The sequence below is a fragment of the Paraburkholderia sp. BL17N1 genome, assembly GCF_003634175.1.
GTDB lineage: Bacteria > Pseudomonadota > Gammaproteobacteria > Burkholderiales > Burkholderiaceae > Paraburkholderia.
The window spans coordinates 2,508,642-2,532,335 of sequence record NZ_RBIW01000002.1 but is presented as its reverse complement, the minus strand read 5'-3'; the positions used below and the strand labels follow the sequence as shown (position 1 = coordinate 2,532,335).

General features: G+C 64.5%; 13 protein-coding genes. 7 read left to right on the top strand and 6 right to left on the bottom strand.

Annotation, left to right across the window (positions count from 1 at the left end; all coding sequences use genetic code 11):
* Window positions 1-43: 43 nt before the first annotated feature.
* Together B0G82_RS31235 and B0G82_RS31230 are read right to left on the bottom strand one after the other, a co-directional pair.
* A complete protein-coding gene (locus B0G82_RS31235; protein WP_121310125.1) occupies window positions 44-2,377 on the bottom strand; it encodes a bifunctional diguanylate cyclase/phosphodiesterase in 2,334 nt (777 codons plus the stop codon).
* A 137-nt stretch (window positions 2,378-2,514) separates the two neighbouring features.
* Window positions 2,515-3,660, bottom strand: coding sequence for a GGDEF domain-containing protein (locus tag B0G82_RS31230; protein WP_121310967.1), 1,146 nt, complete (start codon window positions 3,658-3,660; stop codon window positions 2,515-2,517).
* Between the two features lie 557 nt (window positions 3,661-4,217).
* Between B0G82_RS31230 and bcsD the strand changes: the two genes are divergently transcribed.
* The 7 genes from bcsD to B0G82_RS31195 all read left to right on the top strand — a co-directional run bounded on the left by bcsD (window position 4,218) and on the right by B0G82_RS31195 (window position 17,269).
* Complete coding sequence (bcsD, locus tag B0G82_RS31225; protein WP_116148046.1) at window positions 4,218-4,673, top strand: cellulose biosynthesis protein BcsD; 456 nt, start codon at window positions 4,218-4,220, stop codon at window positions 4,671-4,673.
* A 190-nt stretch (window positions 4,674-4,863) separates the two neighbouring features.
* On the top strand, window positions 4,864-5,808 hold the full coding sequence (gene bcsP / locus B0G82_RS31220; protein ID WP_121310124.1) for a cellulose biosynthesis protein BcsP: 945 nt from the start codon (window positions 4,864-4,866) through the stop codon (window positions 5,806-5,808).
* Window positions 5,805-6,593: a cellulose biosynthesis protein BcsQ gene (bcsQ, locus tag B0G82_RS31215; protein ID WP_121310123.1), complete on the top strand. Its 789-nt coding sequence runs from the start codon at window positions 5,805-5,807 to the stop codon at window positions 6,591-6,593. The genes bcsP and bcsQ overlap by 4 nt, the downstream gene beginning before the upstream one ends.
* The gene (bcsA, locus tag B0G82_RS31210) at window positions 6,590-8,794 is read left to right on the top strand and encodes a UDP-forming cellulose synthase catalytic subunit (protein WP_121310122.1); all 2,205 of its coding nucleotides are present in this window, start codon (window positions 6,590-6,592) and stop codon (window positions 8,792-8,794) included. Before bcsQ ends, bcsA begins: the two co-directional genes overlap by 4 nt.
* A gap of 3 nt (window positions 8,795-8,797) precedes the next feature.
* On the top strand, window positions 8,798-11,374 hold the full coding sequence (bcsB, locus tag B0G82_RS31205; protein ID WP_121310121.1) for a cellulose biosynthesis cyclic di-GMP-binding regulatory protein BcsB: 2,577 nt from the start codon (window positions 8,798-8,800) through the stop codon (window positions 11,372-11,374).
* A 10-nt stretch (window positions 11,375-11,384) separates the two neighbouring features.
* Entirely contained in the window at window positions 11,385-12,566 is a 1,182-nt protein-coding gene (gene bcsZ / locus B0G82_RS31200) for a cellulose synthase complex periplasmic endoglucanase BcsZ (RefSeq protein WP_121310120.1), read from the top strand.
* Complete coding sequence (locus tag B0G82_RS31195) at window positions 12,557-17,269, top strand: cellulose biosynthesis protein BcsC (protein WP_121310119.1); 4,713 nt, start codon at window positions 12,557-12,559, stop codon at window positions 17,267-17,269. Before bcsZ ends, B0G82_RS31195 begins: the two co-directional genes overlap by 10 nt.
* Window positions 17,270-17,458: 189 nt before the next feature.
* On the opposite strand, the gene B0G82_RS31190 is transcribed toward B0G82_RS31195, so the two are convergent.
* The 4 genes from B0G82_RS31190 to B0G82_RS31175 form a co-directional block, all read right to left on the bottom strand.
* Entirely contained in the window at window positions 17,459-18,568 is a 1,110-nt protein-coding gene (locus tag B0G82_RS31190; protein ID WP_121310118.1) for an acyltransferase, read from the bottom strand.
* Window positions 18,569-18,688: 120 nt separating this feature from the next.
* A complete protein-coding gene (locus B0G82_RS31185) occupies window positions 18,689-20,122 on the bottom strand; it encodes a TolC family protein (protein WP_241974906.1) in 1,434 nt (477 codons plus the stop codon).
* A complete protein-coding gene (locus tag B0G82_RS31180) occupies window positions 20,112-21,533 on the bottom strand; it encodes an HlyD family type I secretion periplasmic adaptor subunit (RefSeq protein ID WP_121310117.1) in 1,422 nt (473 codons plus the stop codon). Before B0G82_RS31180 ends, B0G82_RS31185 begins: the two co-directional genes overlap by 11 nt.
* Window positions 21,530-23,668 carry a type I secretion system permease/ATPase gene (locus B0G82_RS31175; RefSeq protein ID WP_121310963.1) on the bottom strand — a complete coding sequence of 713 codons (2,139 nt, stop codon included), beginning with the start codon at window positions 23,666-23,668 and terminating at the stop codon, window positions 21,530-21,532. Before B0G82_RS31175 ends, B0G82_RS31180 begins: the two co-directional genes overlap by 4 nt.
* Window positions 23,669-23,694: the final 26 nt, after the last annotated feature.

Genomic DNA, 23,694 nt, shown 5'->3' with positions numbered 1-23,694 from the left:
GCGCGAACCTGCAGGGCCGCGCCAAGGGAAAAAAGGAAACGCCCTATTCCCCCGCCGGCCAAGGCAAGCCCGGCGCCGACCAGTCGAGTTCCACCCCGATCACGGACCGCTCGGTGGCGAACTGCAGCGCCAGCGTCACGGCGATACACGGCCTGCCGCTCGCCAGCGAAAGATAAGGATTGCTCGACACCGCCGCGCCCGGCAGCAATACCGCGTTACGAAAATACGGCCGATGATCCCAGCGCGCATCGCGCGGATTCGCCACGGGTTGCAGCGAGGCCCCGTCCGCGCTCCATGCCGGCCCCCGCACCTCATGCCCGATCTGCCTGCCCGCGTCGTCGAGAATGAAACAGCTGACGCAGCGCTCGAACCTCGCCAGTTGAGCGAACGCGTCGTCCATGGCCACACCGGCCAGCAAGGCATCGGCAGCGAGCCGCAAGGCAACCCGGTAGGGCTCCACTTCGGTTTCGAACAACGCATGCTGATGCGCCCGCCCTTGCGCGATCACATCGAAAGCCTCATCGATACGCCGGTGCACCGACTCCGGCGGCGCGATCTCTTTAGCCGGCCGCCCCAGCAGATAACCCTGCGCGAAATCCACATTCGATTCCACCGCGAGAATCAGTTCTTCCGTGGTCTCCACGCCTTCGACGACCACCAGCATCCCCGCCAGATGCAGCAACGAAACCAGTTTCGGCAGAATCGGCTGCTCGGTGCCGTGACCCGTCGCGCGAATCAGTTCGCCGTCGAGCTTGACGAGGTCCGGGCGGATCCTGAGCAGCCGGTCGAGATTCGACTGGCCGGCGCCGAAATCGTCGACGGCGATCAGGAAACCGTGCTGGCGGTACAGCGCCGCCGCCCGCGACATGTCGTCGACGCTGCCGCCGTGCGATTCGAGAATCTCCAGAACCACGCGCTCAGGTTCGAGCCCCACCGCCCGCACGATTTTCGCCAGCTGATCGGCGTAGCCTTCCGCGATGAACGTGGCCGGCAGAATGTTGAGGAAGAGCCACGCGTCGTCCGGCAGCGACCGGCGTGCGCCGGCCAGATGCACGACGTGACTCGCGCGGTCGAGCGCGCCTTCGTCGCTCGAAGGCCGGGGCGCGAACAGCACCGCGGGCAGCACCAGCGTGCCGTCCTCCTGCTCGCCGCGCAGCAAGGCCTCGAAGCCCACCTGCTTCTGATGCGACAAACTGTAGAGCGGCTGAAAATGCGACGTGAGGTAGTACTCCTCCCAACGGTGCCGCCCCACGAGCGTTCCGCCTGCGTCGGATCCGTCGTCGGCCAGCAGTTGCAGCGCCTCGCGCGGCAACGCGCGCTCGGCGCATACCCGGTTTCTGCCGGAATGCTTGGCGCGCAGCAAGGCTTCGTCGGCGCGATCGAGCAGCACCATGATGCTTTCGCCGCTGCGGTGCTCGGCCACGCCGAAGCTCGCGGTCAGGCGGCCGTCCGGCCGCTCGATCGCGGCGATCGCCTGGCGCAGCCGTTCAGCCACATGAAGCGCGCCCGTGAGACCGTCGCCCAGCAGCAGCGCGAATTCCTCGCCGCCGATGCGGCTCACGCTGTCGTCCGCGGAGACCTCTTCCATCAGCACCTGGGCGACCTGGTACAGCGCCTGGTCGCCGACCGCATGGCCGAAGCGGTCGTTCAGGGATTTGAAGTTGTCGATGTCGAGAAAGATCGCGCTGATCCGCGTATCCGGCGTGACACTGTCGAGGCGGCGTTCGGCCTGTTTGACGAACGCGCGGCGGTTTTGCAGGCCGGTCAGCGGGTCAGTTGCGGCGAGTTGCGCGAGCTGGCTTTCCAGCAGAAAGTGGCTGCGGCGAAACCGGTAGAAGCCGAAGTGAAACACTGCGGAAGTCGGCACGCCGATCGCCACGATCCACATCCACACCACCGTCGCGACGTCATGCGTCAGCGGCGCGCCGAACAGCAGCGCGAACGCCGTGGCATAGAAGAGCACGCTGCCGGTGACGAAGTGCGTCGGCGTGAGCCATAGCGGCGCGGCGCAGATCGGTATCACGACCATGGCGGGCAGCGTCCACAGCAACGGTTGCGCCACGCCGACGATGTTCATCGCCATGCCCGCCACCAGCACCTGCGAGTAGGCAACCCCGATCAGGCCGAAACTCCACGTCGACTTGGCGCGCGGAATCGCCAGCACCAGCAAGGCGAGCAGCAGCGCACACGTGAGCCGGTAGGCGAGCGGCGCAGCCGGGCCGTCGACCAGACTGCGCGCCCCGACGAAGCACAGGAACGCGACCACGGTGAATGCCATGGTCACGGTGGACAGCGGACGCTGGTGCTCGAGCGAGCGCCCGTGGAAGCGATCGCGCAATCCGGCGTCGGACTGGTGCTGCGTTGCGGTGGAAAGCATATTGATAGATATCAGCCTGGTTCCGGTCACTCTGCCAATGGATATCGGCAAATGTCTGACAAATATTTATGCCTTCCATACAAATAGGCCGAAGATTTCTCCTGTCGCGCTCTCCCCTTTTCCGCTTTCCGCTCGCTCTACGCCGCCATCACGCGATTGCGGCCGGACGCCTTGGCCGCATACAACGCGCCGTCCGCGCGCGCCATCAGCTGGGCGAGCGATTCATCGCGCCGAAACTGATCCACACCGACGCTGAAGGTGTACCGCAGCCCACGCGGCAACTCATCCGGCGCGGCCGCGGCCAGGCGGCCGCGCAGACGGTCGAGCAGGCTCACTGCTTCGGCGGCGCTGGTGGCCGGGCACAGCACGCCGAATTCCTCGCCGCCCAGCCGGCCGAACACATCGCCGACTCGCAGGTTGCCGGCGACGAAGGTCGCGAAGTGTTTCAGCACCTGGTCGCCCGCAGCGTGGCCGTAGTTATCGTTGACGGCCTTGAACGAGTCGATGTCGATGATCGCCAGCGCCACCGGCGAGCGGCTACGCAGCGACGCGCTCAGCAGCGCGTCGCCGATCGCGAGAAACGCGCGGCGCGACAGCGCGCCGGTCAGGTCGTCGACGTTGGCCAGCCGTTCGAGCCGCTCGGCGAGGCGGTCGTGCGCGAGCATCACCACGCCGATCGAAAGACAGGGCGGCGCAAGAATGCCCAGCGCGAGAAAAATGATGTTGGACGGCGACACTTGCATCAGGCTGCTTTGCGTCATGAGACCGAAGCCGTACATGAGCCCGCGCGACGCATGCCCGGCGCACAGCAGCATTGCTGCCACCGCGAGGAAATAGTAGCTATAGCGCGGCCGGTGCGCGGGACGGCCGCGCAGCATGAGCGCGGCGAGCGCGGCATATAGCGCCGCGTGAAACGCCGACACCAGCGCGACGCGCGCGTTGAAGTCCGGCGCGGCGAAGGTCCAGTACGAGATGCCGAGCAGCACGGCGACAAGGCCGACGTAAGCCGGCCACGGACGCGCGCGGCGCCCTAGAAAGCGACAACAGCCTTCGACTACGAGCAGCAGCGAAGCAGCCAGCAACACGTTGGACGCCACGAAGGTCAGCCAGCGCGACCCATGGCCTTGCAACGCGAAAGCCAGCAACGCGACGATCGCGATCGCGTTGGCCGAGATCCAGTAACCGACGCCGGGGATCGCCGCGCGCCACAACGAACCGAGCACGGCCATCGCCATGGCGCTCGACAACACGGTGACCAGAAGAATACTGAGTGGATTGAGCATTGCAGTGAATGAATCAAACGGCATCGTCGGCATTCGCCACGTACGCCCGTTCTTTTTGCGTGCGCACCTTGATGCAAGTCCGCAAGCTTAGCGGCTCGGACAAAAAAATTGGGCGTGCAAGGGCTCCGAAAGATTCAGAAAGAATTTCCGCCGGAGGACGATCACAACTGCTTCCCAATCGCGAAACGTTGCATTTATCACGAAACCAAAAATGCTAAATCACCTGGCGAGTCGAGCCGTTAATACAGCCATGACGGACACATTCTTACCGGCCCTCCATGATGGCTCAGCGCGCGGGCAATTCAGGCAGCAAAAATTACTTAATCCAGAATGCATCCATCGCAATCGATTGCGCGTATAAACAGACGAATGGAAAGTGGCCAAAAGTTAATGTCTTAAGTAGACTGCTTCGAAGTGTGGTGGACAGACTAGACAGCCCGGTAAAATTAACCTAGGCCGCGTGCAATACGCAATTTCCCGCAAGACTTCTTCTTTTCACCCGGTCGTGGCATCTAATTTTTTTAAGCATTCAAAGCAACGGCCATTTCCCGCAAAACATGGTCCCCATTCTCGATTACCTGCTGGAACGCCAGATCTCGCCGCAGTGGCGCGGCATGCTCACCGCCTTGGCCACCGAGTTCGAAGCGCAGATCGGTCGCGACGAACTGCGTCAGCTGATGCATCGCGTCGGCAGCCGGTTTGCCGCGGCGCATCCGTTGCCCGCCTGCGACTCCACCGCCGAACTCGCACGGACCTTGAATCTGCACTGGCATGAAATGGATTGGGGCTACGTCGAGTTGGCGGACGAACCCGAGTCGCTGCGCATCGTCCACTACTGCGCGCCGTTGCAGGCATTCGGCGGCGCGGCGCTTGCATGGACGCCGGCCTTTCTCGAAGGCGTGTATCAGACCTGGTTGAGCGCGCTGGGCGCGCAAGGTCTGTCGGTCGCGCAAACGAGCGGGTACAGCGAGGACACCGCGATCGAATTTCGTCTGGGCCGTCATCCGGTTTGAACGCCGCTTGATGAACACGTGGCCTGGCCAGGTGGGCCGCGTGTGTGAATGGACACAGTTGCAATGAGCCGTAGAGGAACGCGCCAGACCGGTGCGCGTGAAGTGGCAGAACAGGCAGGACCGGCGTTTCAGGGCCGCGAACGCAAGTCAGGATCGGGGCAAGGGTAGGCATGAATAAGACGGCGGCACTATGAGCTCATCGAGCGACATCGAGAAACTTTTCGATCATTTTGGCGGCGACGCCAATGCGTACCAGGAAATCGGCCGCGAGAACGAAGCGCGTTCGGCGCGCACCCGTTGGCCGCTATTAGTGACGCTCGATCTGACGCAGCCGACGATTCCCGCCATCGGGCAGCATCGCGAGCCCAAGCCTCAGGCGCAGGCGGTCGAAGCGCCGGTGGCCGTCGATCGCCAGGACACCACGCCAAAAGACGCCGCCTCTGTCACGCGCGCGAAGGCGCCGCTGTTCACGCGTTCGCATCGGCGGGATATTCCGCCGGTCGCTGTGGCAGCGCCGGTGAATGGGCCGAAGGGCGCGTCGCGCTTCGGCGAACTCGAATCGAAAACCGACGCTACGCCGCCGGTGACAGTTGGCGCTGTTCGAGTGGAAGCCGTCGCGCCGGTGGCTGCGCAAGCCGCGCCAACCGCGCCTCAGGCTCCGGTTCAGAGCACGTCGGCTGCAACTCCGTTCGCTTCGGCTGCGAGTGCGGCACGGACAGCGCCGCTCGCTCCCGTGCCTCACGCCGCGCAACCGGTTTCCGTGCCGCCGGCGATTCCGTTGCGACCGCCGGTGATGCAAGCGGTCGCGGCCGCCGCGCCGAACTGGGCACAGACCCCGGCGCCCGCGCGTGCTTATGCGAGCACGAGCGCGCCTCTTGCACCCACCGCACCCACCGCACCCGCTGCGCCGTCGCAACCCGCTTCGATCCTCGGCAAGCTCTTCGCGCCGAAACCCGCATTCGCATCCGCGCCGCCGCAACCGGCCAAGGCCAGCGACGCATCCGCGCCATTGCAGTCGGTCTTCGACCGTTTGCGCGGCACCCCCGCTCAGGCCGCAGCACCGGCCGGCGCGACGCGCGCCGCCACGCCCGCCACCTCCAACTCGTGGCTGATCAACGGCCCTCGTCGCTCATGAAAGTCATCGCGGTGGTGTCCGCCAAAGGCGGGGTCGGCAAGACCACTCTTGCCGCCAATCTGGCATCGGTGCTGGCCTCTGCCGGCCGGCGTGTGATCGCGCTCGACCTCGACCCGCAGAACGCCCTGCGTCTGCACTTCGGCGTGCCGCTCGACAGCATCGACGGTCTGTCGCGCGCCACGCTGACGGGCGACCCGTGGCAATCCGTGATGTTCGACGGCGTCGACGGCGTGACCGTGCTGCCCTACGGCGCGCTGCTCGAAGACGACCGCCGCCGCTTCGAAGCGCACATCGACCAGGATCCGCGCTGGCTCGCGCAGTCGCTGCAGAACCTGCGCCTCGACGCGTCCGACATCGTGATCATCGACACGCCGCCGGGCTCGTCCACGTATGTCCGCACGGCCCTGACGGCGGCCACCTTCACGCTGAACGTGGTGCTCGCCGACGCCGCGTCGTACGCCGCGATTCCGCAGATGGAGCGGCTGATCGCAGCCTACGCGGCGCCGCGCGCTGAGTTCGGGGGCGAGGGCTATGTGGTCAACCAGATCGACCAGTCGCGCCAGCTGACCAAAGACGTGCTCAAGGTGCTGCGCCAGATGCTCGGCACCAAACTGTTCCCCGGCGTGATCCACCTGGACGAAGGCGTGAGCGAAGCGCTCGCGTGCGACACCACGCTGATTCACTACGATCCACTCAGCCAGGCGGCCGCCGATTTCAAGTCGTGCGGCGCATGGCTGCTGGCGGCGCTCGACGCGATCGCCGTCTCGCCGAGGAACGTCGCATGAGCACGTCTCCAGCGCCGGGCCTCGAGCCCGCCGAGTCGTCGCGGCTCGATCGCTTCGTCGACGCGCGCTTCTGGAACAGCCGCATCGTCACCGGGCTCGTCACGCTGTTCGCGCTGGTGATGCTGTACTTCGTGTTCACCGTGCCGCTCGCCTTCTACGAGCAGTTGACGTTCGCGACCTGCTGCTTCGTGACCGCGCTGATGTTCCGGCGCCTGCAAGGCCGTTACGCGACGATGGTGATGATCATGCTCTCGGTGGTGACGTCGGGCCGCTATATGTTCTGGCGCCTGACCGCGACCACCTACTGGGAGCATCCACTCGATGCCGGCTGGGGCCTGCTGCTGGTCTCCGCCGAAGTGTATTCGACCATCGTGCTGCTGCTCGGCTATTTCCAGACCGCGTGGCCGCTCAAGCGCACGCCGATGCCGCTGCCCGCCTCGCGCGACCAATGGCCGACCGTCGACGTGTTCATTCCGACCTACAACGAGCCGCTCTCGGTGGTAAAGCCGACCATCTACGCCGCGCTCGCGCTCGACTATCCGGCCGAAAAGATTTCGATCCACGTGCTCGACGACGGCCGCCGCCCCGAGTTCAAGGCGTTCTGCGAAGAGGTCGGCGTCAACTGGACGATCCGCACGCACAACCGCCACGCGAAAGCCGGCAACATCAACGAAGCGCTGAAGATTACCAGCGGCGAATACCTCGCGATCTTCGACTGCGATCACATTCCGACCCGCTCGTTCCTGCAGATCGGCCTCGGCTGGTTCCTGCGCGACAAGCTGCTGTCCATGCTGCAAACGCCGCATCACTTCTTCTCCGCCGACCCGTTCGAACGCAATCTCGGCACCTTCCGCAAGGTGCCGAACGAAGGCGAGCTGTTCTACGGTCTCGTGCAGGACGGCAACGATCTGTGGAACGCCACCTTCTTCTGCGGCTCGTGCGCGCTGCTGCGCCGGACCATGGTCGAGGAGATCGGCGGCATCGCGGTCGAGACCGTGACTGAAGACGCGCACACCGCCTTGAAGCTGCACCGTCTCGGCTACACCACCGCGTATCTGGCGATTCCGCAAGCCGCGGGGCTGGCCACGGAATCTCTGTCCGGCCACATCGGCCAGCGGATTCGCTGGGCGCGCGGCATGACGCAGATTTTCCGCATCGACAATCCGCTCACCGGCAAGGGCCTCAAAATTGGCCAGCGCCTGTGCTATCTGAATGCGATGATGCACTTCTTCTACGGCATCCCGCGTCTGGTGTTTCTCACCGCGCCGCTGTCGTATCTGTTTTTCGGCGCGCACGTGATCGAAGCCGCCGCCGGCACGATCGCGATTTACGCGCTGCCGCACATGATGCACGCGAGCATCACCAACTCGCGCATGCAGCGCTCGTTCCGCCATTCGTTCTGGGCGGAAGTCTATGAGTCGGTGCTGGCCTCGTACATCACCGCACCGACGCTGCTCGCGCTCATCAACCCAAAGCTCGGCAAGTTCAACGTGACGGCCAAGGGCGGCCAGATCGAGAAGAACTATTTCGACTGGGCGATCTCGCGGCCCTACCTGTTCCTGCTGTTGCTGAACCTGATCGGCTTCTGCGTGGGCGTCGTGCACATCTACTTCAACTGGCATGTGCGCAGCGTGGTGCAGACCACTATCCTCAACCTCGGATGGACCACGTACAACATGCTGATTCTCGGCGCGAGCGTGGCCGCCGCGAGCGAGCGCAAGCAGATTCGCGCGGTGCACCGCGTGGCGATGCAGATGCCCGTCATGCTGAAGTTTTCGACCGGCCGCACGCTCGCCTGCCAAACCATCGACTACTCGGAAGGCGGCGTGGGCGTGGCGCTGCCCGCCGCGATCCAGGTGCCGATGCACGAGCGCGTGACCGTCTCGCTGTTTCGCGGCGACGAGGAATATGCGTTCCCCGCGACCGTCGGCTTCACCGCGCCGGGCCGCGTGGGCCTGCGCTTCTCCGCGATGACGCGCGAGCAGGAGTACGAGTTCGTCAAGACCACCTTTGCACGCGCCGACGCCTGGACCGGCTGGGCGGAAGGACGGCAGCAGGACACGCCCCTGCGCGGCCTGTCGCATGTGCTGACGGTGGGCGCGCGCGGTATCGCGGGTCTGTTCGAGCATCTTTATGCCGACCTTCGCAGCTCGATGAAAAGCCGTCCAATGGACGTCAAGAAGCTAAAAACGAAAGACTGATCTATGCGCAACTGGATGGCGAAGGGCAACATCGAACGCTCGAATCACGAGCGCAGTGGGACCGGATTGAACATGCATCGCGCGGCACGCCCCGGCTCGCAACGGCTGATGCGCGGCCTCGCGTGCTGGCTGGCAATGCAGACGGCGCTGGCCGCGCCGCTCGCCTCGGCGGCTGAAGCCGTGGCGGCGGTTGCAGGCGGTGCAAACCCGACGGGCGCCGGGCAGAGTGCGGCGAGCTCCGTTCAGAGCAAGCCGGTTGCGCCGGTTGTGCCGACTGCGACCGGCGCCGGCACTGCGAACGCGGCGGGTCCGGCCGTGCCCTACGATCCGAACGCGCTGGCGCAGCCGCAACTGGCGACACCGACGCCGGCGCTCGCCGCGTCATCGGTCAAAGCGTTGGGCGTCAGGACGCCGACCACCGCCGAGCCCGGCACGCTGGTGCCGGGCGGCCGGCGTCAGACGCTGACCTTCGCCGATCTCGGCGCGCTCGACCCGCTGCAATTGCGCGGCACCGACGGCCAGAACGGCGTGGCGTTTTCCGTGCGCGGCGACGAAGTGGTGACGGGCGCGGTCCTGCATCTGGTGTATAGCTACTCGCCCGCGCTGCTGGCGACTATCTCGCAGCTCAAGGTGCTGGTGAACGGCGAAGTCGCCGCCACCCTGCCCGTGCCGCACGAACAGGCCGGCATGCTGGTAGCGCGCGACGTCTCGATCGATCCGCGCTTCATCACCGAGTTCAACCATCTGAATGTGCAGCTGATCGGCCATTACACGACGAGTTGCGAAGACCCGGCCAACTCGTCGCTGTGGGCCACGGTCAGCAATGCGAGCTCGCTCGATCTGACTTACGCGTCGCTCGCCAGCAAGCCGGATCTGGCCGCGTTGCCGGCGCCGTTCTTCGATCGACGCGACGTGCGCCGTCTCGAGCTGCCGTTCGTGTTCCCGCAAAAGCCGGGCAATGCCACGCTCGAAGCGGGCGGCATCGTGGCGTCGTGGTTCGGCGCGCTCGCCGGTTATCGCGGCGCGGTGTTTCCGGCGCAACTGGATAATGCGCCGCTGTCGGGCAACGCCGTCGTGTTCGCGACTTCCGATCAACGACCGGCCGGCATCAACATTCCGGCTATCTCCGGCCCGACCATCGCGGTGGTCGATCGCGAAGCGCCGGCGCGCGGCAAACTGCTGCTCGTGCTCGGCCGCACCGAGGCCGAACTGAAAACCGCCGCGAAATCGCTCGGCATCGGCCAGAACACCTTGACGGGCCAAAGCGCGACCATCACGCAACTGAACGAACTCGCGCCGCGCGCGCCGTACGACGCGCCGAACTGGCTGCCCACCAATCGTCCGGTGCGCTTCGGCGAACTGACCGATCCGCGCGATCTGACCGTGTCCGGTTACGACGCCGACGCCGTGCGCGTGAATCTGCGCGTGCCGCCCGATCTGTTCATGTGGCACACCAAGGGCGCGCCGATAGATCTGCGCTACCGCTACACGGTGCGTCCGCTGCGCGACCGCTCGTCGCTGAACGTGAGCGTGAACAACGGCTTCGTGCAGGCGCTGCCGATTCCCGCCGAATCCGCTTCCGTGTTCGAGCTGAGCCATTACTTCGCCACCGTGCTGCCGGACAAGACCGCCGAAGCGCGTCGCACGCTGCACATTCCGCCGCTGCTGCTGACGCCGCGCGCCCAGGTGCGCCTGCACTTCTACTACGACATTCCGAATACCGGCGAATGTCATGGCCGTCTGCTCGACAACGTGGTCGGGGCGATCGATCCGAACTCGACCATCGACCTCTCTTCATTCCCGCACTACATGGCGCTGCCGGATCTGGCCGCGTTCGCCAATAGCGGCTTCCCGTTCACGCGCATGGCGGACCTCTCCGAGACCGCCGCGATCCTGCCGAACGACGCCGATTCGAGCGACTACAGCCTGTTTCTGCTGACCATGGGCCGCATGGGGACCTCGACCGGCTATCCGGTGACGGGCGTCACGGTCGGCACCGCCGAAGACGCCGACAAGTTCGCCAACAAGGACCTGCTGATTTTCGGCGCGCCGGGCAAGCAGCCGTTGTTGCAGCGCTGGGCCAAGTCGATGCCGTTCTCCAGCGACGGCGACTCGCGCACCTTCCAGCTCACCGACATCGTCTTCAAGCTCGAGGACTGGTGGCACGGCGAACGCGGCGTGGAGCGCACGCCGGCGCGCGCCGATCTGACTCTGGTGAGTTCGAACGGCGACGCGTTGCTGACCGGGTTCGAATCGCCGCTGCAGAAGAACCGTAGCGCGGTGGCGCTGGTGAGCGCGGCCGGCCAGTCGGACGCCGACCTGTCCGCGGCGCTGCTCGACTCGGACGTGCTGCCGCAGATTCAAGGTGCGATGGCCGTGATCCACGGCCGCACGGTCACCATCACCTCGAACGGCGAAGCGTATTACGTCGGCCACCTGTCGCCGCAGGAGTATCTGCGCTGGGCGCTGTCGTCGCATCCGCTGCTGTTGATGCTGGGCGGCGTGCTTGCCGCGCTGATCATCGCGGGCCTGTTCTACCGGACGCTGCGCTCGATCGCCGCGCGCCGCCTGAGGGACTAATAGGACTGATATGCGGGTTCGAATCAACAAGAAAATCGGCGTGGCGCTGACGCTCGGGCTGGCCGCGTCCGCGAGTTTCGCCAGCCTAGTCAAAGTGGCGCAGACCACCGCCGCCCCCGGCGCCTGTGGCGATTGGAGCGGCTATCGCACGTTCGTCGAACGCTTCGTGCAGGCCGACGGCCGCGTGATCGATTATTCCACGCCGGCGCAGCAAACCACTTCCGAAGGCCAGTCGTACGCGCTCTTCTTCGCGCTGGTCGCGAACGACCGCGCCACGTTCGACCGGCTGCTCGGCTGGATTCGCAGCAATCTCTCGGGCAATCAGTTCGACGCGCAGAACATGCGGCTGCCGTCGTGGCAATGGGGCAGAAAAGCGGACGGCTCGTATGGCGTGCTCGATCCGAATTCCGCATCGGACTCCGACCTGTGGATCGCCTACGATCTGCTGCAAGCCGGCCGCCTGTGGCATGAAGCGGCTTACACGCAGTTGGGCGAAGCACTGGCCGCGCAGATTGCGCGTCAGGAAATGACCACGCTGCCGGGCGTTGGACCGATGCTGTTGCCCGGACCGCAAGGCTTCAAAAGCGGCGGCGTGACGCGTCTGAATCCGAGCTATTTGCCGCTGCCGGTGTTGCGCTCACTCGCGCACGAGATGCCGAACGGACCTTGGGGAAAGCTCGCCGACAGCGCCTACAAGTTCATCAAAACGACTGCGCCGCAAGGCTTCGCGCCCGACTGGGCGGCCTGGCAAAACGGCCAGTTCGTGGTCGATCGGAAAAACGGCGACACCGGCAGCTACGACGCGATCCGCGTCTATCTGTGGGCCGGCCTCGCCTCGCCCGCCGATCCGCTCGCCAAACCCTGGCTCGCGGCGCTCGGCGGGATGCGCGCGCGCGTCGCGCAAACCGGCTTTCCGCCCGAGAAGGTTTCATCGACCACCGGCGCGGCCAACGGCGAAGGACCGCTCAGCTACTGGGCTGCGCTCGCGCCGTACTTCAAGGCGTTCGGCGACGAGCGCGGCCTCGGCCTCGCGCGCACGCATCTCGCGGCGCTCGACACCAACGTGCCGGGCCGCGAACCGGTTTACTACGATCGTGTGCTGGGTCTGTTCGGCACGGGCTTCATCGACGGCCGCTATCGTTTCGACGAAGCCGGACGTCTCGTGCCGAGTTGGAGAAACGCATGCGACTGAGCGCCCTCGCGTTGTCATTGCGCCTCGCGCTCAGCCTCACGGCCGTCTGCTGCGTGGCGACGGCTGCGCCGGATGCGCTGGCGCAGGCGTCGAAAGATCCCTTGAACGTGTTGATCGATCAGGGCAAGTACTGGCAATCGCATCAGCGCGGCGACCTCGCCGAGCAGGCGTGGCTGAAGGTGCTGCGCATCGATCCCAGGCAGCCCGATGCGCTCTTCGGCATGGGCATGGTGCTCGCCGACCGCAAGGACGGCGCCGGCGCGCAGCAATATCTGGCGCGCCTGAAAGCGGTCGCGCCGAACTATCCGAATCTGGATGAACTCGGCCGGCGCCTCGGCGAATCGAGCCTGCGCGACCAGACCGTCAACGACGCGCGGCGGCTCGCGCAAAGCGGTCAAAGCGCGAGCGCGGTGCAGGAATACCAGCGCGCGCTGAACGGCAAACCGGCCACGCCCGAATTGCAACTCGAGTATTACCAGGCGCTCTCGGCCACGCCGCAAGGTTGGGATCAGGCGCGCCGCGGCCTCGAACAGCTTGCGCGCGACAACCCCGACGACCCGCGTTACGCCCTCGCCTATGCGCAGCATCTGACCTATCGCGACGTGACGCGCCGCGACGGCATTGCGCGTCTGCAGAAACTGGCGGGCGACAGCACGGTCGGCGCGTCGGCGAAAAAAAGCTGGCGTCAGGCGCTGTTGTGGCTCGACGCGCGGCCGTCCGACGCCCCGCTCTATCAGGCCTATCTGCAAACCGCGACTGACGACGCCGCCGTGAAAGCGCGCTTCGATTCGATGGTCCAGCAGGACAGCGCGGCGCGCGCACGTTCACAGGAAAATGCCGCAACCGACGCACGCGGCCGCACCGTCGCCGATGGTTTCAGCGCGCTCGATCGCAACGACGTGGCCACGGCGCGCGCGAAGTTTTCCTCGGTGCTGGCCACTAGTCCGAACGACACCGACGCGCTCGGCGGCATGGGCATCGCCGCGCTGAAGCAGGAGCATTTCGCCGAAGCCCGCAACTATCTGGAACGCGCCTCGCGCAACGGCAATCCGGCGCGCTGGAAAACCGCGCTCGACAGCGCGAGCTATTGGACCTACACGAGCGACGCGATCGGCGCGCGCAGCAACGGCGAATTCGCGAAGGCGAAGTCGCTGTTCGAACGCGCGATCGCGCTGAATCCGTCCGACGTCACCGCGCAAGTGCTGCTCGGCGAAATGCTGCTCGCGAACGGCGACCCGAGTGGCGCCGAACAGGCCTACCGGATGGCGCTGCGCCGTCAGGCCGACAACCCGGACGCGGTGCGCGGGCTGGTCGGCGCGCTCGCTGCGCAAGGCCGCGGCGACGAGGCATTGCAGTTCGCCAACCAACTCAACACCGAACAGCAGTCGAAGGCCGGCGGCATCAACCGTCTGCGTGGCGAAGCGCAGGCCGCGCAGGCGCGCGCCGCCGAAGCGCGCGGCGATCTGGGCAGCGCGCGCAGTCTGTTCGAAGACGCGCTGCTGAATACGCCCGACGACCCGTGGCTGCGGCTCGACCTCGCGCGCATCTACGTGCGCCAGGGCGCGGTCGCCAACGCGCGCAGCATGATGGACGGCCTGCTCGCCGCGCATCCCGACATGACCGACGCGCTGTATGCGAGCGCGTTGCTGTCGGCGGAAACGCAGGACTGGTCGGCGGGTCTCGCGCAACTCGACCGCATTCCGGTCGCCCAGCGCACCGACGCGATGACCACGTTGCAGCACCGCTTATGGGTGCATCAGCAAGCCGACCTCGCCACGCGGATGGCGCGCAGCGGGCAGACGCAGCAGGCGCTCGCCACACTGCACGCGGCCGAGCCGGTCGCGGGAAACAGCCCCGAACTGATCGGCGTGATCGCCGCCGCTTACCAGCAGGCCGGCGATCCCAACCGCGCGCTCGGACTCGTGCGCGCCGCCATGAACGCGGCGCCGGGCAACACCGATTTGTTGCTGGAATACGCGGGCATTCTGTCGGCCACGCAGCAGGAAGCCGAACTCGGCATGGTGATGCGCCGGCTCGCGTCGATGCAGTTGACGCCGCAGCAACGCACCGACTTCGGCAACCTGAATCTCGGCATCGTCATCAAGCAATGCGACGCGGTGCGCCAGCGAGGCGACCTCGCGAGCGCTTACGACGTGATCGCGCCGTGGCTCGCGGCCATGCCCGACAATCCCGATCTGCAGGCCGCGCTCGGCCGCCTCTATGCCACTGCCGGCGACGATCGCAATGCGCTCGCCAGCTATCGCGTCGCGCTGCAACGCAAGCCCGACGACCTGAACCTTTTACAGGCGACGATCTCCGCCGCGACCGGCGCGAAGAGTTTCAGTTACGCCGAAACACTCGCTAAACAGGCCTTGAACGCGGCGCCTGCCGATCCTGGCGTGCTCGCCACCGTCGGCCGCATGTATCGCGCGGAAGGCAAGCTGTCGCTCGCGTCGACTTATCTGCAACGCTCGCTGGTCGCCGCCAACACGCCGCTGATGGCCAACGCGCCGCGCAGTCCGGCGAGCAACGTGCCGCGCGGCTGGGAAGCGGCGATGCGCCGGATTGGCGCGACGCCGCTCCCGGGCACCAATCCTTTCGAAGGCAAAACCGCCACGGTCACGCCAACCGACGCCGACAACGCCGCGCTCGCCGGTGGCTACAACGCCGCGCGCTCAGCGCTTCCGTATTCGCAGTCTTCCTTGCCGACACAAACCGTGCCGAACTATCCGCCGCCTACGCAACCCGCGCCTTACGTCGCACCTTATACGGCGCCCGCGCAGCCTTATGCGCCGAACGGTGCGCCTGCCGCCTTGCCGTATAACGCGCCGCGTCCCGCGCTCAATACCGGCGGGTATGGGCAGGAGACTTACGGGTCAAGCCAGTCGGGCGCGCCGTTGCAGCCTTATCCGGGGCAAGGACAGCCGCCGATGCAGCAGCAGGCGCAGATGCCTCCGATTCAGCAGGCCCCGCAGCAGTACAACCCGGCCTATCAACAGCAGGCGCCTTATCCGCAGCAGCCGCAATACGGTGCGCCGGATGGCTATGCGGCCACGCCCTGGCCGATGTCGCCGGCCGCGCGCGAAGCGCAGGCCAATGCCGGTTCGATGCAAACGCAACCGTATGGCGCGCAGGGCACGAGTCCGAAGCGCTCGACCGGCAAGAAGCAGAGTGCGCCGAAGAATAGCCGCAATGCGCCTGCCTATTCGCAGCAGCCTTATGGGCAGCAGCAAGGTTATCCGCAGCAGCAACAGCCGTACTACGCGCAGCAGGCGTATCCGCAACAACAGCCGCAGCAGGGCTACGCGCAACAGCCGTATCAACCTCAACCGCCGCAGCAGCAGGCTTACTCGAATCAGGGCTACTACGCGCAGCAGCAGCCATACATTCCGCAGCCTCCCACCGGTTACGCCCAACCGTACTATCCGGCGCAACCCGGCGCGAACGGCAATGGCAACACCTACGCGCAGCCGAACGTGGCGAACGCGCAAACACTCGGCGTCGCGGAAGAACTCGCGCAGATCAATCGCGAACAGTCGAGCAGCATCTCGGGCGGCATCGTGTTCCGTAACCGCGCCGGCGAGGACGGCCTGTCCAATCTCACCGATATCGAAGCGCCGATCCAGGGGCGTATCCGGGCGGGCAACGGCCACGTGGTCGTCACGGCGACGCCTGTCACGCTCGACGCCGGCAGTCCCGCCGACAATGTCTCGACGCTCGCGCGCTTCGGCGCCGGCCTGTCGAACGGCACGTCGGTCTCGGCGGCCAATGTCGGCAGCCAGACGGCTAGCGGCGTGGGCTTGTCGGTCGGCTACGAGGGCCGCAGCCTCAGCGGCGACATCGGCGTGACGCCGATCGGGTTCCGCGAGACCAACATCGTGGGCGGTGCGAAGTACAACGGCGGCATCACCGACAAGGTGTCGTATTCGCTGGCCGTCGCGCGCCGCGCGGTGACCGACAGTCTGCTGTCCTATGCCGGCGCGCGGGATTCCGGCTCCGGTCTCGAATGGGGCGGCGTCACTTCAACCGGCGGCCTCGGCAGCCTCGCATGGGACGACGGCACGAGCGGCCTGTATGTGAATGCGGCGTTCCAGTATTACGACGGCAATAACGTACTGAGCAATACTGCCGTCAAAGGCGGCGGCGGCATCTATACGCGTCTGCTGAAAGACGCCGATCAGACACTCACGATCGGCGTGAATACGACGCTAATGCGATACGACAAGAACCAGTCGTATTTCACCTATGGCCAGGGCGGCTATTTCAGCCCGCAACAGTACGTGATCCTGAACTTGCCGGTCGAGTGGACCGGGCGCAATGGCGCGTTCACGTACGACGTGAAGGGCTCGATCGGCGTGCAGCATTATCGTCAGGATGCGTCGAACTATTTCCCGCTCAACGACGGTTCCAATCGCCAGAACGCGGCGATCAGTAATGCAGCAACTGTCGGCACCAGCGTGCAGAGCGGCGCACAGTATCCGGGCCAAAGCAAGACCGGGGTGTCGTATTCGCTCAGCGCAGTGGGCGAATATCAACTCGCGCCGCAACTGGCGTTCGGGGCCACCGCTTCGCTCGGCAATGCTTATGAATATCGCGAGTATCTCGCAGCGGTTTATGTGCGGTATAGCTTCAGCAAGCAGACCGGTTTGCAGCCGTTCCCGCCTACGCCGCTTGTTTCGCCGTATCTATCGTTGTCGAATTGATGCGGGTGTGAATGTCGGCGGCGGCTCGAGTCAGGGTGCCGGCGCCGGCAAAAGTAAGTGCCGAACATCTCCCGGCGCCGAATGCCTGTGGGCAGTAAGCGCTTCGATTGGCCCCACGCGAGAACATGCCGATGCAACAATATCAACATGGTGACCTCTCCAAGTTGACGATGGCCGCCCCGAGCATGGTCAGCGTGTGGCGCCAGCGTTGATTTGATGTTCCCAGCGCCTGTAGGCATGCAGTATTGCGGTACGCGCAGGATTCTCCACAAACCGGTGTATTGTTTCCGCGCCGAGCAGGGCAGCGCAGACATACCCGAGGTAATCTATCCAGGTTGGCGCATGGGTCAGTAGCGTAGGGTTTTCCAGCAGCACGCGCACGATGATCTGATGAATCATGTACAGCGCAAAGCTGATGTTGCCGAGATAGACGAGCGGTGGTCGAGCCAACAGCCACGACAACTTTCCCGCCTCGCAAGCCAAAATCAGAATCAGTGCGGCGAATATCAGACAGCTTCCCGAACTGCCGAACCATCCCGGAAAGGCTTTGCCCAGCAGCGAGTATGCCCCTGGCAGGGATAGCGCTTCCATGCAGAAGTGCATCGAGGCGAGCGTTGCGATGGCCGCGCCAATCTCAAGCAACGTTGCCGAGCGCATCGACAGGCGCCTGATTCGCTGGCCGAACTGGCCATATAGGTGGAACGCAGCGACACCCACGAAAAACTCGAGGAGGCGTGTGAGCGGGAAAACGTAGTTGGCCCACGTTAGTGTTGGGTCTTGGGCGTTGCGCGCCAGATACAGAATCGACGCGGTGATTGCCGCGAACCCGGCGAGCTTGCGTAGCACCGTGCGTCGCAGATCAAGCAGCAACAGCGGCAGCATGGCATAGAAGAATGCTTCGTCCGAGATGCTCCACGACACGCCGTTCAACGAATACGAATAGTCAAAACCCGGAATCCATGCCTGGAGCAGCACCACATTCGTGAGCATGGCGTGCACTGAACCGCGCGCGCCGACGATAAACATATAAGCGAGCGCTGCAGTGAACAGGTGAACCGGCAGCACGCGGGCCGCGCGAGCGAGCGCGTACTTCGAAAGGGCCGCGCGGGACAGAGGAATGCCCCAATAGTTGTACGCGAGGACAAACCCCGACAGAACATAGAAGAAGCCGACCGCCTGGAAGATCGCGAAGTGATCAGTGAATCGGGTGTGCCCGAAAACCTGGGTTCCGTGCAGGACGACGATCAGGGCCGCCGCAAAGAACCGCAACGACGTGAGTGCGTCGATCTTATGTTTCATTGAGTATTGCAGATATGTGCTGTAACGGTCGTGAATTCAGCAACGCGGGCTGATAGGGAGAGCGGCCGCAGAGCGCACCGCCGGTCGCGAGGGTTCAGGGATTAGTTCGCATCTTTTCCGCTACTGGTCGACAACGCTGCCAGTTTCCAGCCGCCCCAAACTGCCCGCCAGGCGCAGCCGGCTCGCACGCCAATCGGTGAGCGCCTGAATCCGTTGTTGCTGCGCGTTCGCTAGCGCGGTTTGCGCATTGAGCAGTTCGAGAATATTGCCGACGCCCGCCTGATAGCGACGCTGCGCAACCGTGAACGAGCGCTGCGCAATGTCGAATAGCGTGGTGCTGTCCTTCACACCATTCATCGAGGTCTGCACCGCCTGATAGCTGTTCCACACTTCGAGGCCTACCTGCTGGCGGGCGTCATCTAACGCGTCCTGCTGGTGTTCGAGTTGCGCCTGCGTCTGTCGCACCTGATAGGTACGGCTGAAGCCGCTAAAAAACGGAATGGTCAGTTGCAAGCCGACATACCATTCGTGGCCTGTTGAAGGGAATTCTGCGACGCCAAGCCCCAGGCTTGCGGGCTGGTTGTCGCGGCTGTACTTCGACACCAGGCTCAGATTGGGCAAGCCCTCCGCGCGTGTCTGCTCCACCTTTGCCGCTGCTGCGTCGACCTGCGCCTGGGCAGCCAGTACGGTGGGATGTGTGCGACGCGCATCGTCCATCAAGTCAGAGACCGATTGCGCAAAAGCGGCATCCGGTTTTACGCCGTTTGTCACCGGAGGCAGTTGCAACGGCACATCGGGCGACAGAGCCAGGTCTGCGGCAAGCGCTCCTGCTGCCGTTTGCCATGCACCGTGCGCCTTGTTGCGGCTCAGGACCGCCTGGGTGTATGCAGTCTGAGCCTGAAGCGCGTCGGAGATCGGAGCGATACCCCTGTCGACACGCGCCGCCGCTACTTTCGCGCTATCGGCGGCCATGCGCTCGACATCGAGCGCCGCCAGCGCACCGGCCGCCGCCTGTGCGGCGTAATAGTCCTTTGCGACCGTGACGAAAAGAGTCTGTAGCGTCGCATCCTGCATCGAGTGGGCCGCCGCGAGCAACGCCGATGCGTTCGTGACCGAAGCCGAACGTGCACCGAAATCGTAAAGTGTCCAGTTCAGCGAAATGCTTTCGGAATTGAGGTTGGCGGTGCTCGCGGAGCTAAGTGACGGATGGCCGGCCACATTCGTCACCGAATCGTCGCGCATTAGTTGAGCGGTGCCCGCTACCGTCGGCAGGTAAGCCGAACGCGCAATACCGAGACCCGCCGCCTGTGCCTTGACATCGGCCCACGCCTCACGCGTTTTCGGGTTATTGCACAATGCCCGTTCAACCGCTTCGCCTAGTAGCAACGGATTGCCTGGTGGCGCAAAAAGGCAGCCTCCCGCATCCGGCACAATGGCGTCCGCGGGCGTCGCCGGGATCGCACTTTCAGTGCGTAGCACATCGAAGGCGCGCGCCTCGGGGGATATCGTGAGCCACACAGCCAGGGCCGCCGCGATGATCGGTTTAGCGCTCACGCATGCTCTCCTGCGCACTTTCCATCAGCGGTCCGAGGAAGTAGCCCGCGACGCTGCGTTTCCCGGTCTTGATGTCTGCGGTCACCGCCATACCGGGAGTAAGCGTGATCCACCGGTTCTCGACATGCAGCCGGTTCGTCGACAGCCGGATACGCACCGGAAACGTTAGGCCGGACTTCCGGTCCTGCACCGCATCGTTTGAGACGGACACCACGGTGCCATTGATGAAGCCGTAGCGCGTGTAAGGAAATGCTTCGACCTTGACCGCGGCTGTCTGGCCGACTTCGACGAAGCCGACGTCACGGTTCTCCAGTTGTGCCTCCACCTCCAGCGTGTCTGCCGGGACGATCTCCATCAATGATTGCGCGGTCGTCACCACGCCACCGGGCGTATATGTCGCGAGTTGTTGAATCGTCCCCGACACCGGTGCAGTGAGGCTGAGCAATGCCTGGCGGGTCTCTGCCTTGGTCGCATCATCACGGCTCTGGGTAACCTGCTGCGTGGCCCGTTCCATTTCGTCGAGCCGGTCATGTCGAAATTTCGAGGCGGCCTGTCCAATCTGCGCGCGCTGTTCGGCGATGCCGGCCGCCAGTTCGCGAGCATGACTTTGCTGCGCCGCCAGTTCGTGCTCCTGTCCGAGTGCGGTCGCCTCCTTCTCGAGGTAATCACTTCTGGCCACGTATTTCTCGCCTGCAAGCGCGCGGTAGTCGTTCGCCTGCTCACGCGCGAGCGGCGCGGTAGCCTGCAGCTTGGCGATCTCCTGACGAGTGCTGTCGAGCCCCGCTTCCTGTTTGAGCAATTCGGCTTGCGCGCTGTCGACGGCGTCCTGATATTCACGGTACGCGCCCTCCGCCTGGCGTTGCGCCTGCTGCATGCGATCCTGCGGCGCACCTTCGACGGACGCGACCGCAGGCGCACGACGGTCACGCTGGGCGGCAAGCAGTGCGGCCCCCCGCTCGACAGCCAGCTCCGCGTCGAGCTTCGAGGAGACGGCCTTGTCGGCATCCGCCGCAGCCTGTGCCGTGTCGAGCTTGACCAACAATTGGCCCGCCGCGACCTGTTGTCCGTCATGCACCAGAATCTCGCGGACCACACCTGTCATCGCCGGCTGTATAACCTTGACGCGCGCATTGGGAACAAACTTGCCCTTCGCCGACACCACGATATCCAGTCTGCCGACAGTACCTATCAACAGGATCAGCACGGTAAGCGCCACCATGCTCCGCATCGCCCAGCGCGGCGCAGGATGCACGGGCGTATCAACCAGCTCAAGCTGTGCGGGCAGAAACGCAAGTTCATAAGGCTCACGTCGCGGTGAATCTGACAGGTGGCGACTATCCCAAGCGCCATGCCACACAGCCGCATAGCGGGCACCCAGGTCCTTTATCGCCTGTAAGCGCAGTAGTGTCATGACTGGCCGCCCTGCAGCGAAATCAAGTTGGCGTAATAGCCGCCAAGCTGGAGCAGCTCCGTGTGGCGCCCGCGCTCCACAATCCGGCCGCGGTCCATTGCGACGATCTGGTCGGCGTGCCGCACGGCCGTCAAACGGTGAGCGATGATGATGACGGTGCGTCCCGCACACATCGCCTTCATGTTGTTCTGGATCACGCGCTCGGTTTCGAAATCCAGCGCACTGGTCGCTTCGTCGAAAACCAGAATCCGGGGATTGGTGAGAAGCGCGCGCGCAATCGCGAGGCGTTGCCGCTGGCCGCCCGAAAGGTTCGAACCGTGCTCGCCGACGATCGTGTCGTAGGCTTCGGACAATTCGCTAATGAAGCCGTGCGCGCCCGCCAATTTCGCTGCGTTGATGATGGATGCCAGCGGTGCGCCGGGATCAGTCAGCGCGATGTTCTCGCGGATCGAACGATTGAAGAGCAGATTTTCCTGCAGCACCACGCCAATCTGGCGTCGTAGCCAGGCGGGATCGGCGAGTGCCAGGTCGATCCCGTCGATACGGACCGTTCCCTGTTCAGGGATGTAGAGGCGTTGCAGAAGTTTTGCCAACGTGCTCTTGCCGGATCCCGAGCGGCCTACGACGCCAATGATCTGACCCGCCCCGATGTCCAGCGAAACATCATCGATAATTGGCGGACCGTCGACACGGTACCGGAAGCGAATGTTCTCGAAGCGGACTTCGCCTTTTAGCGCCGGTAGCGCCTGACGGCTTTGAGGCAATTCGGTCCGCGTATTCAGGATATCGCCGAGACGGCTCATCGAGATGCCGACCTGCTGAAAATCCTGCCAGAGTTGCGCCAGCCGCAGCACTGGTGCACTGACGCGCTGGGACATCATATTAAATGCAATCAGTTCGCCGACGCTGAGCTTGCCGCCGATGACGAGTTTTGCGCCGAAGAAAAGCGTTCCCAGCGTCACCAACTTGCCGACCAGCTGGATCAGTTGCTGCCCGAGATTGCCGAGTGAGCTGACGCGAAAGCTTGCGGCCACATAGGCCGCAAGCTGCGTCTCCCATCGTTTGACGAACTGTGGCTCAACCGCCATCGCCTTGACTGTCTCGACACCGGACACCGCTTCGACGAGGAAAGACTGGTTGTCGGCGCCACGTGCGAATTTCTCGTTCAGAAGGCCGCGCAATACCGGTATCAGACCCGCCGATATCGCGCCGTAAACCGGCAGCGAAACCGCGACGATCAGCGTCAGCCAGACGCTGTACACGCACATCACGGCGAGAAAGATGAATGAGAACGTCAGGTCGATCAGCGCCGTGAGCGCCTGTCCGGTCAGGAAGTTGCGGATGTTCTCCAGCTCCCGGACACGTGCAACGGTATCACCTACCCGGCGCGCGCCAAAGTAGGCAAGCGGTAGCGCGACCAGGTGCCTGAACAGGCGCGCACCGAGCTCGACGTCGATGCGGTTCGTCGTATGCGCGAACACATAGTTGCGCAGTCCCGTCAGTAGCACCTCGAAGATCGAACTCACCAGTAATGCCACGCACACCACGTTCAGCGTGCTGTAGGTGCGGTTGACGAGCACCTTGTCCATTACCACCTGGAACATCAATGGCGAGACCAGTCCGAACAGTTGCAGGACGAGCGACACACCCAGCACTTCGAGCAATAGCCAGCGGTACTTCACGATTGCCGGAATGAACCAGGAGAAGTCGAACTTCGCCAACGCTCCGGTAAGCGACGCGCGGGAAGCAAACAGAATCATCTGCCCCGTTGAACGGCCGGCAACCGTATCTAGCGGCATGACGGATGGCGTACGGGCATCGCCTTCCAGCACCAGCGCGCTCTGTCCGTCGCAACGTGCGAGCACGAAGTGCTGGCCATCCTTGTCAAGCACGAGTGCGGGTAATGGGGAGCTTGCCAGCCGGTCACGGCGCAGGGGTACACTTCGAGCTTTCAGGCCAAGCGCCCGTGCGGACAGGACCAACGTACCCGCGTCGAACAGGCCGACGCCCAGCCCGGACGCGTGACGCAGTTGAGCGCTATCTGCAGAGATACCATGGAAGCGTGCGATGATGACAAGTGCAGCAAGACCGGCATCGCGCGCAGGCGCATGCGGATTAAACTCAGGAGTGTTCATGGATAGCGAAATCATGCACGCGGATG

Coding starts and splice junctions, on each gene's coding strand:
- B0G82_RS31235 (WP_121310125.1), bottom strand. CDS start 2,377: ATGCTTTCCACCGCAACGCAGCACCAGTCCGACGCCGGATTGCGCGAT.
- B0G82_RS31230 (WP_121310967.1), bottom strand. CDS start 3,660: ATGCTCAATCCACTCAGTATTCTTCTGGTCACCGTGTTGTCGAGCGCC.
- bcsD (WP_116148046.1), top strand. CDS start 4,218: ATGGTCCCCATTCTCGATTACCTGCTGGAACGCCAGATCTCGCCGCAG.
- bcsP (WP_121310124.1), top strand. CDS start 4,864: ATGAGCTCATCGAGCGACATCGAGAAACTTTTCGATCATTTTGGCGGC.
- bcsQ (WP_121310123.1), top strand. CDS start 5,805: ATGAAAGTCATCGCGGTGGTGTCCGCCAAAGGCGGGGTCGGCAAGACC.
- bcsA (WP_121310122.1), top strand. CDS start 6,590: ATGAGCACGTCTCCAGCGCCGGGCCTCGAGCCCGCCGAGTCGTCGCGG.
- bcsB (WP_121310121.1), top strand. CDS start 8,798: ATGCGCAACTGGATGGCGAAGGGCAACATCGAACGCTCGAATCACGAG.
- bcsZ (WP_121310120.1), top strand. CDS start 11,385: ATGCGGGTTCGAATCAACAAGAAAATCGGCGTGGCGCTGACGCTCGGG.
- B0G82_RS31195 (WP_121310119.1), top strand. CDS start 12,557: ATGCGACTGAGCGCCCTCGCGTTGTCATTGCGCCTCGCGCTCAGCCTC.
- B0G82_RS31190 (WP_121310118.1), bottom strand. CDS start 18,568: ATGAAACATAAGATCGACGCACTCACGTCGTTGCGGTTCTTTGCGGCG.
- B0G82_RS31180 (WP_121310117.1), bottom strand. CDS start 21,533: ATGACACTACTGCGCTTACAGGCGATAAAGGACCTGGGTGCCCGCTAT.
- B0G82_RS31175 (WP_121310963.1), bottom strand. CDS start 23,668: ATGAACACTCCTGAGTTTAATCCGCATGCGCCTGCGCGCGATGCCGGT.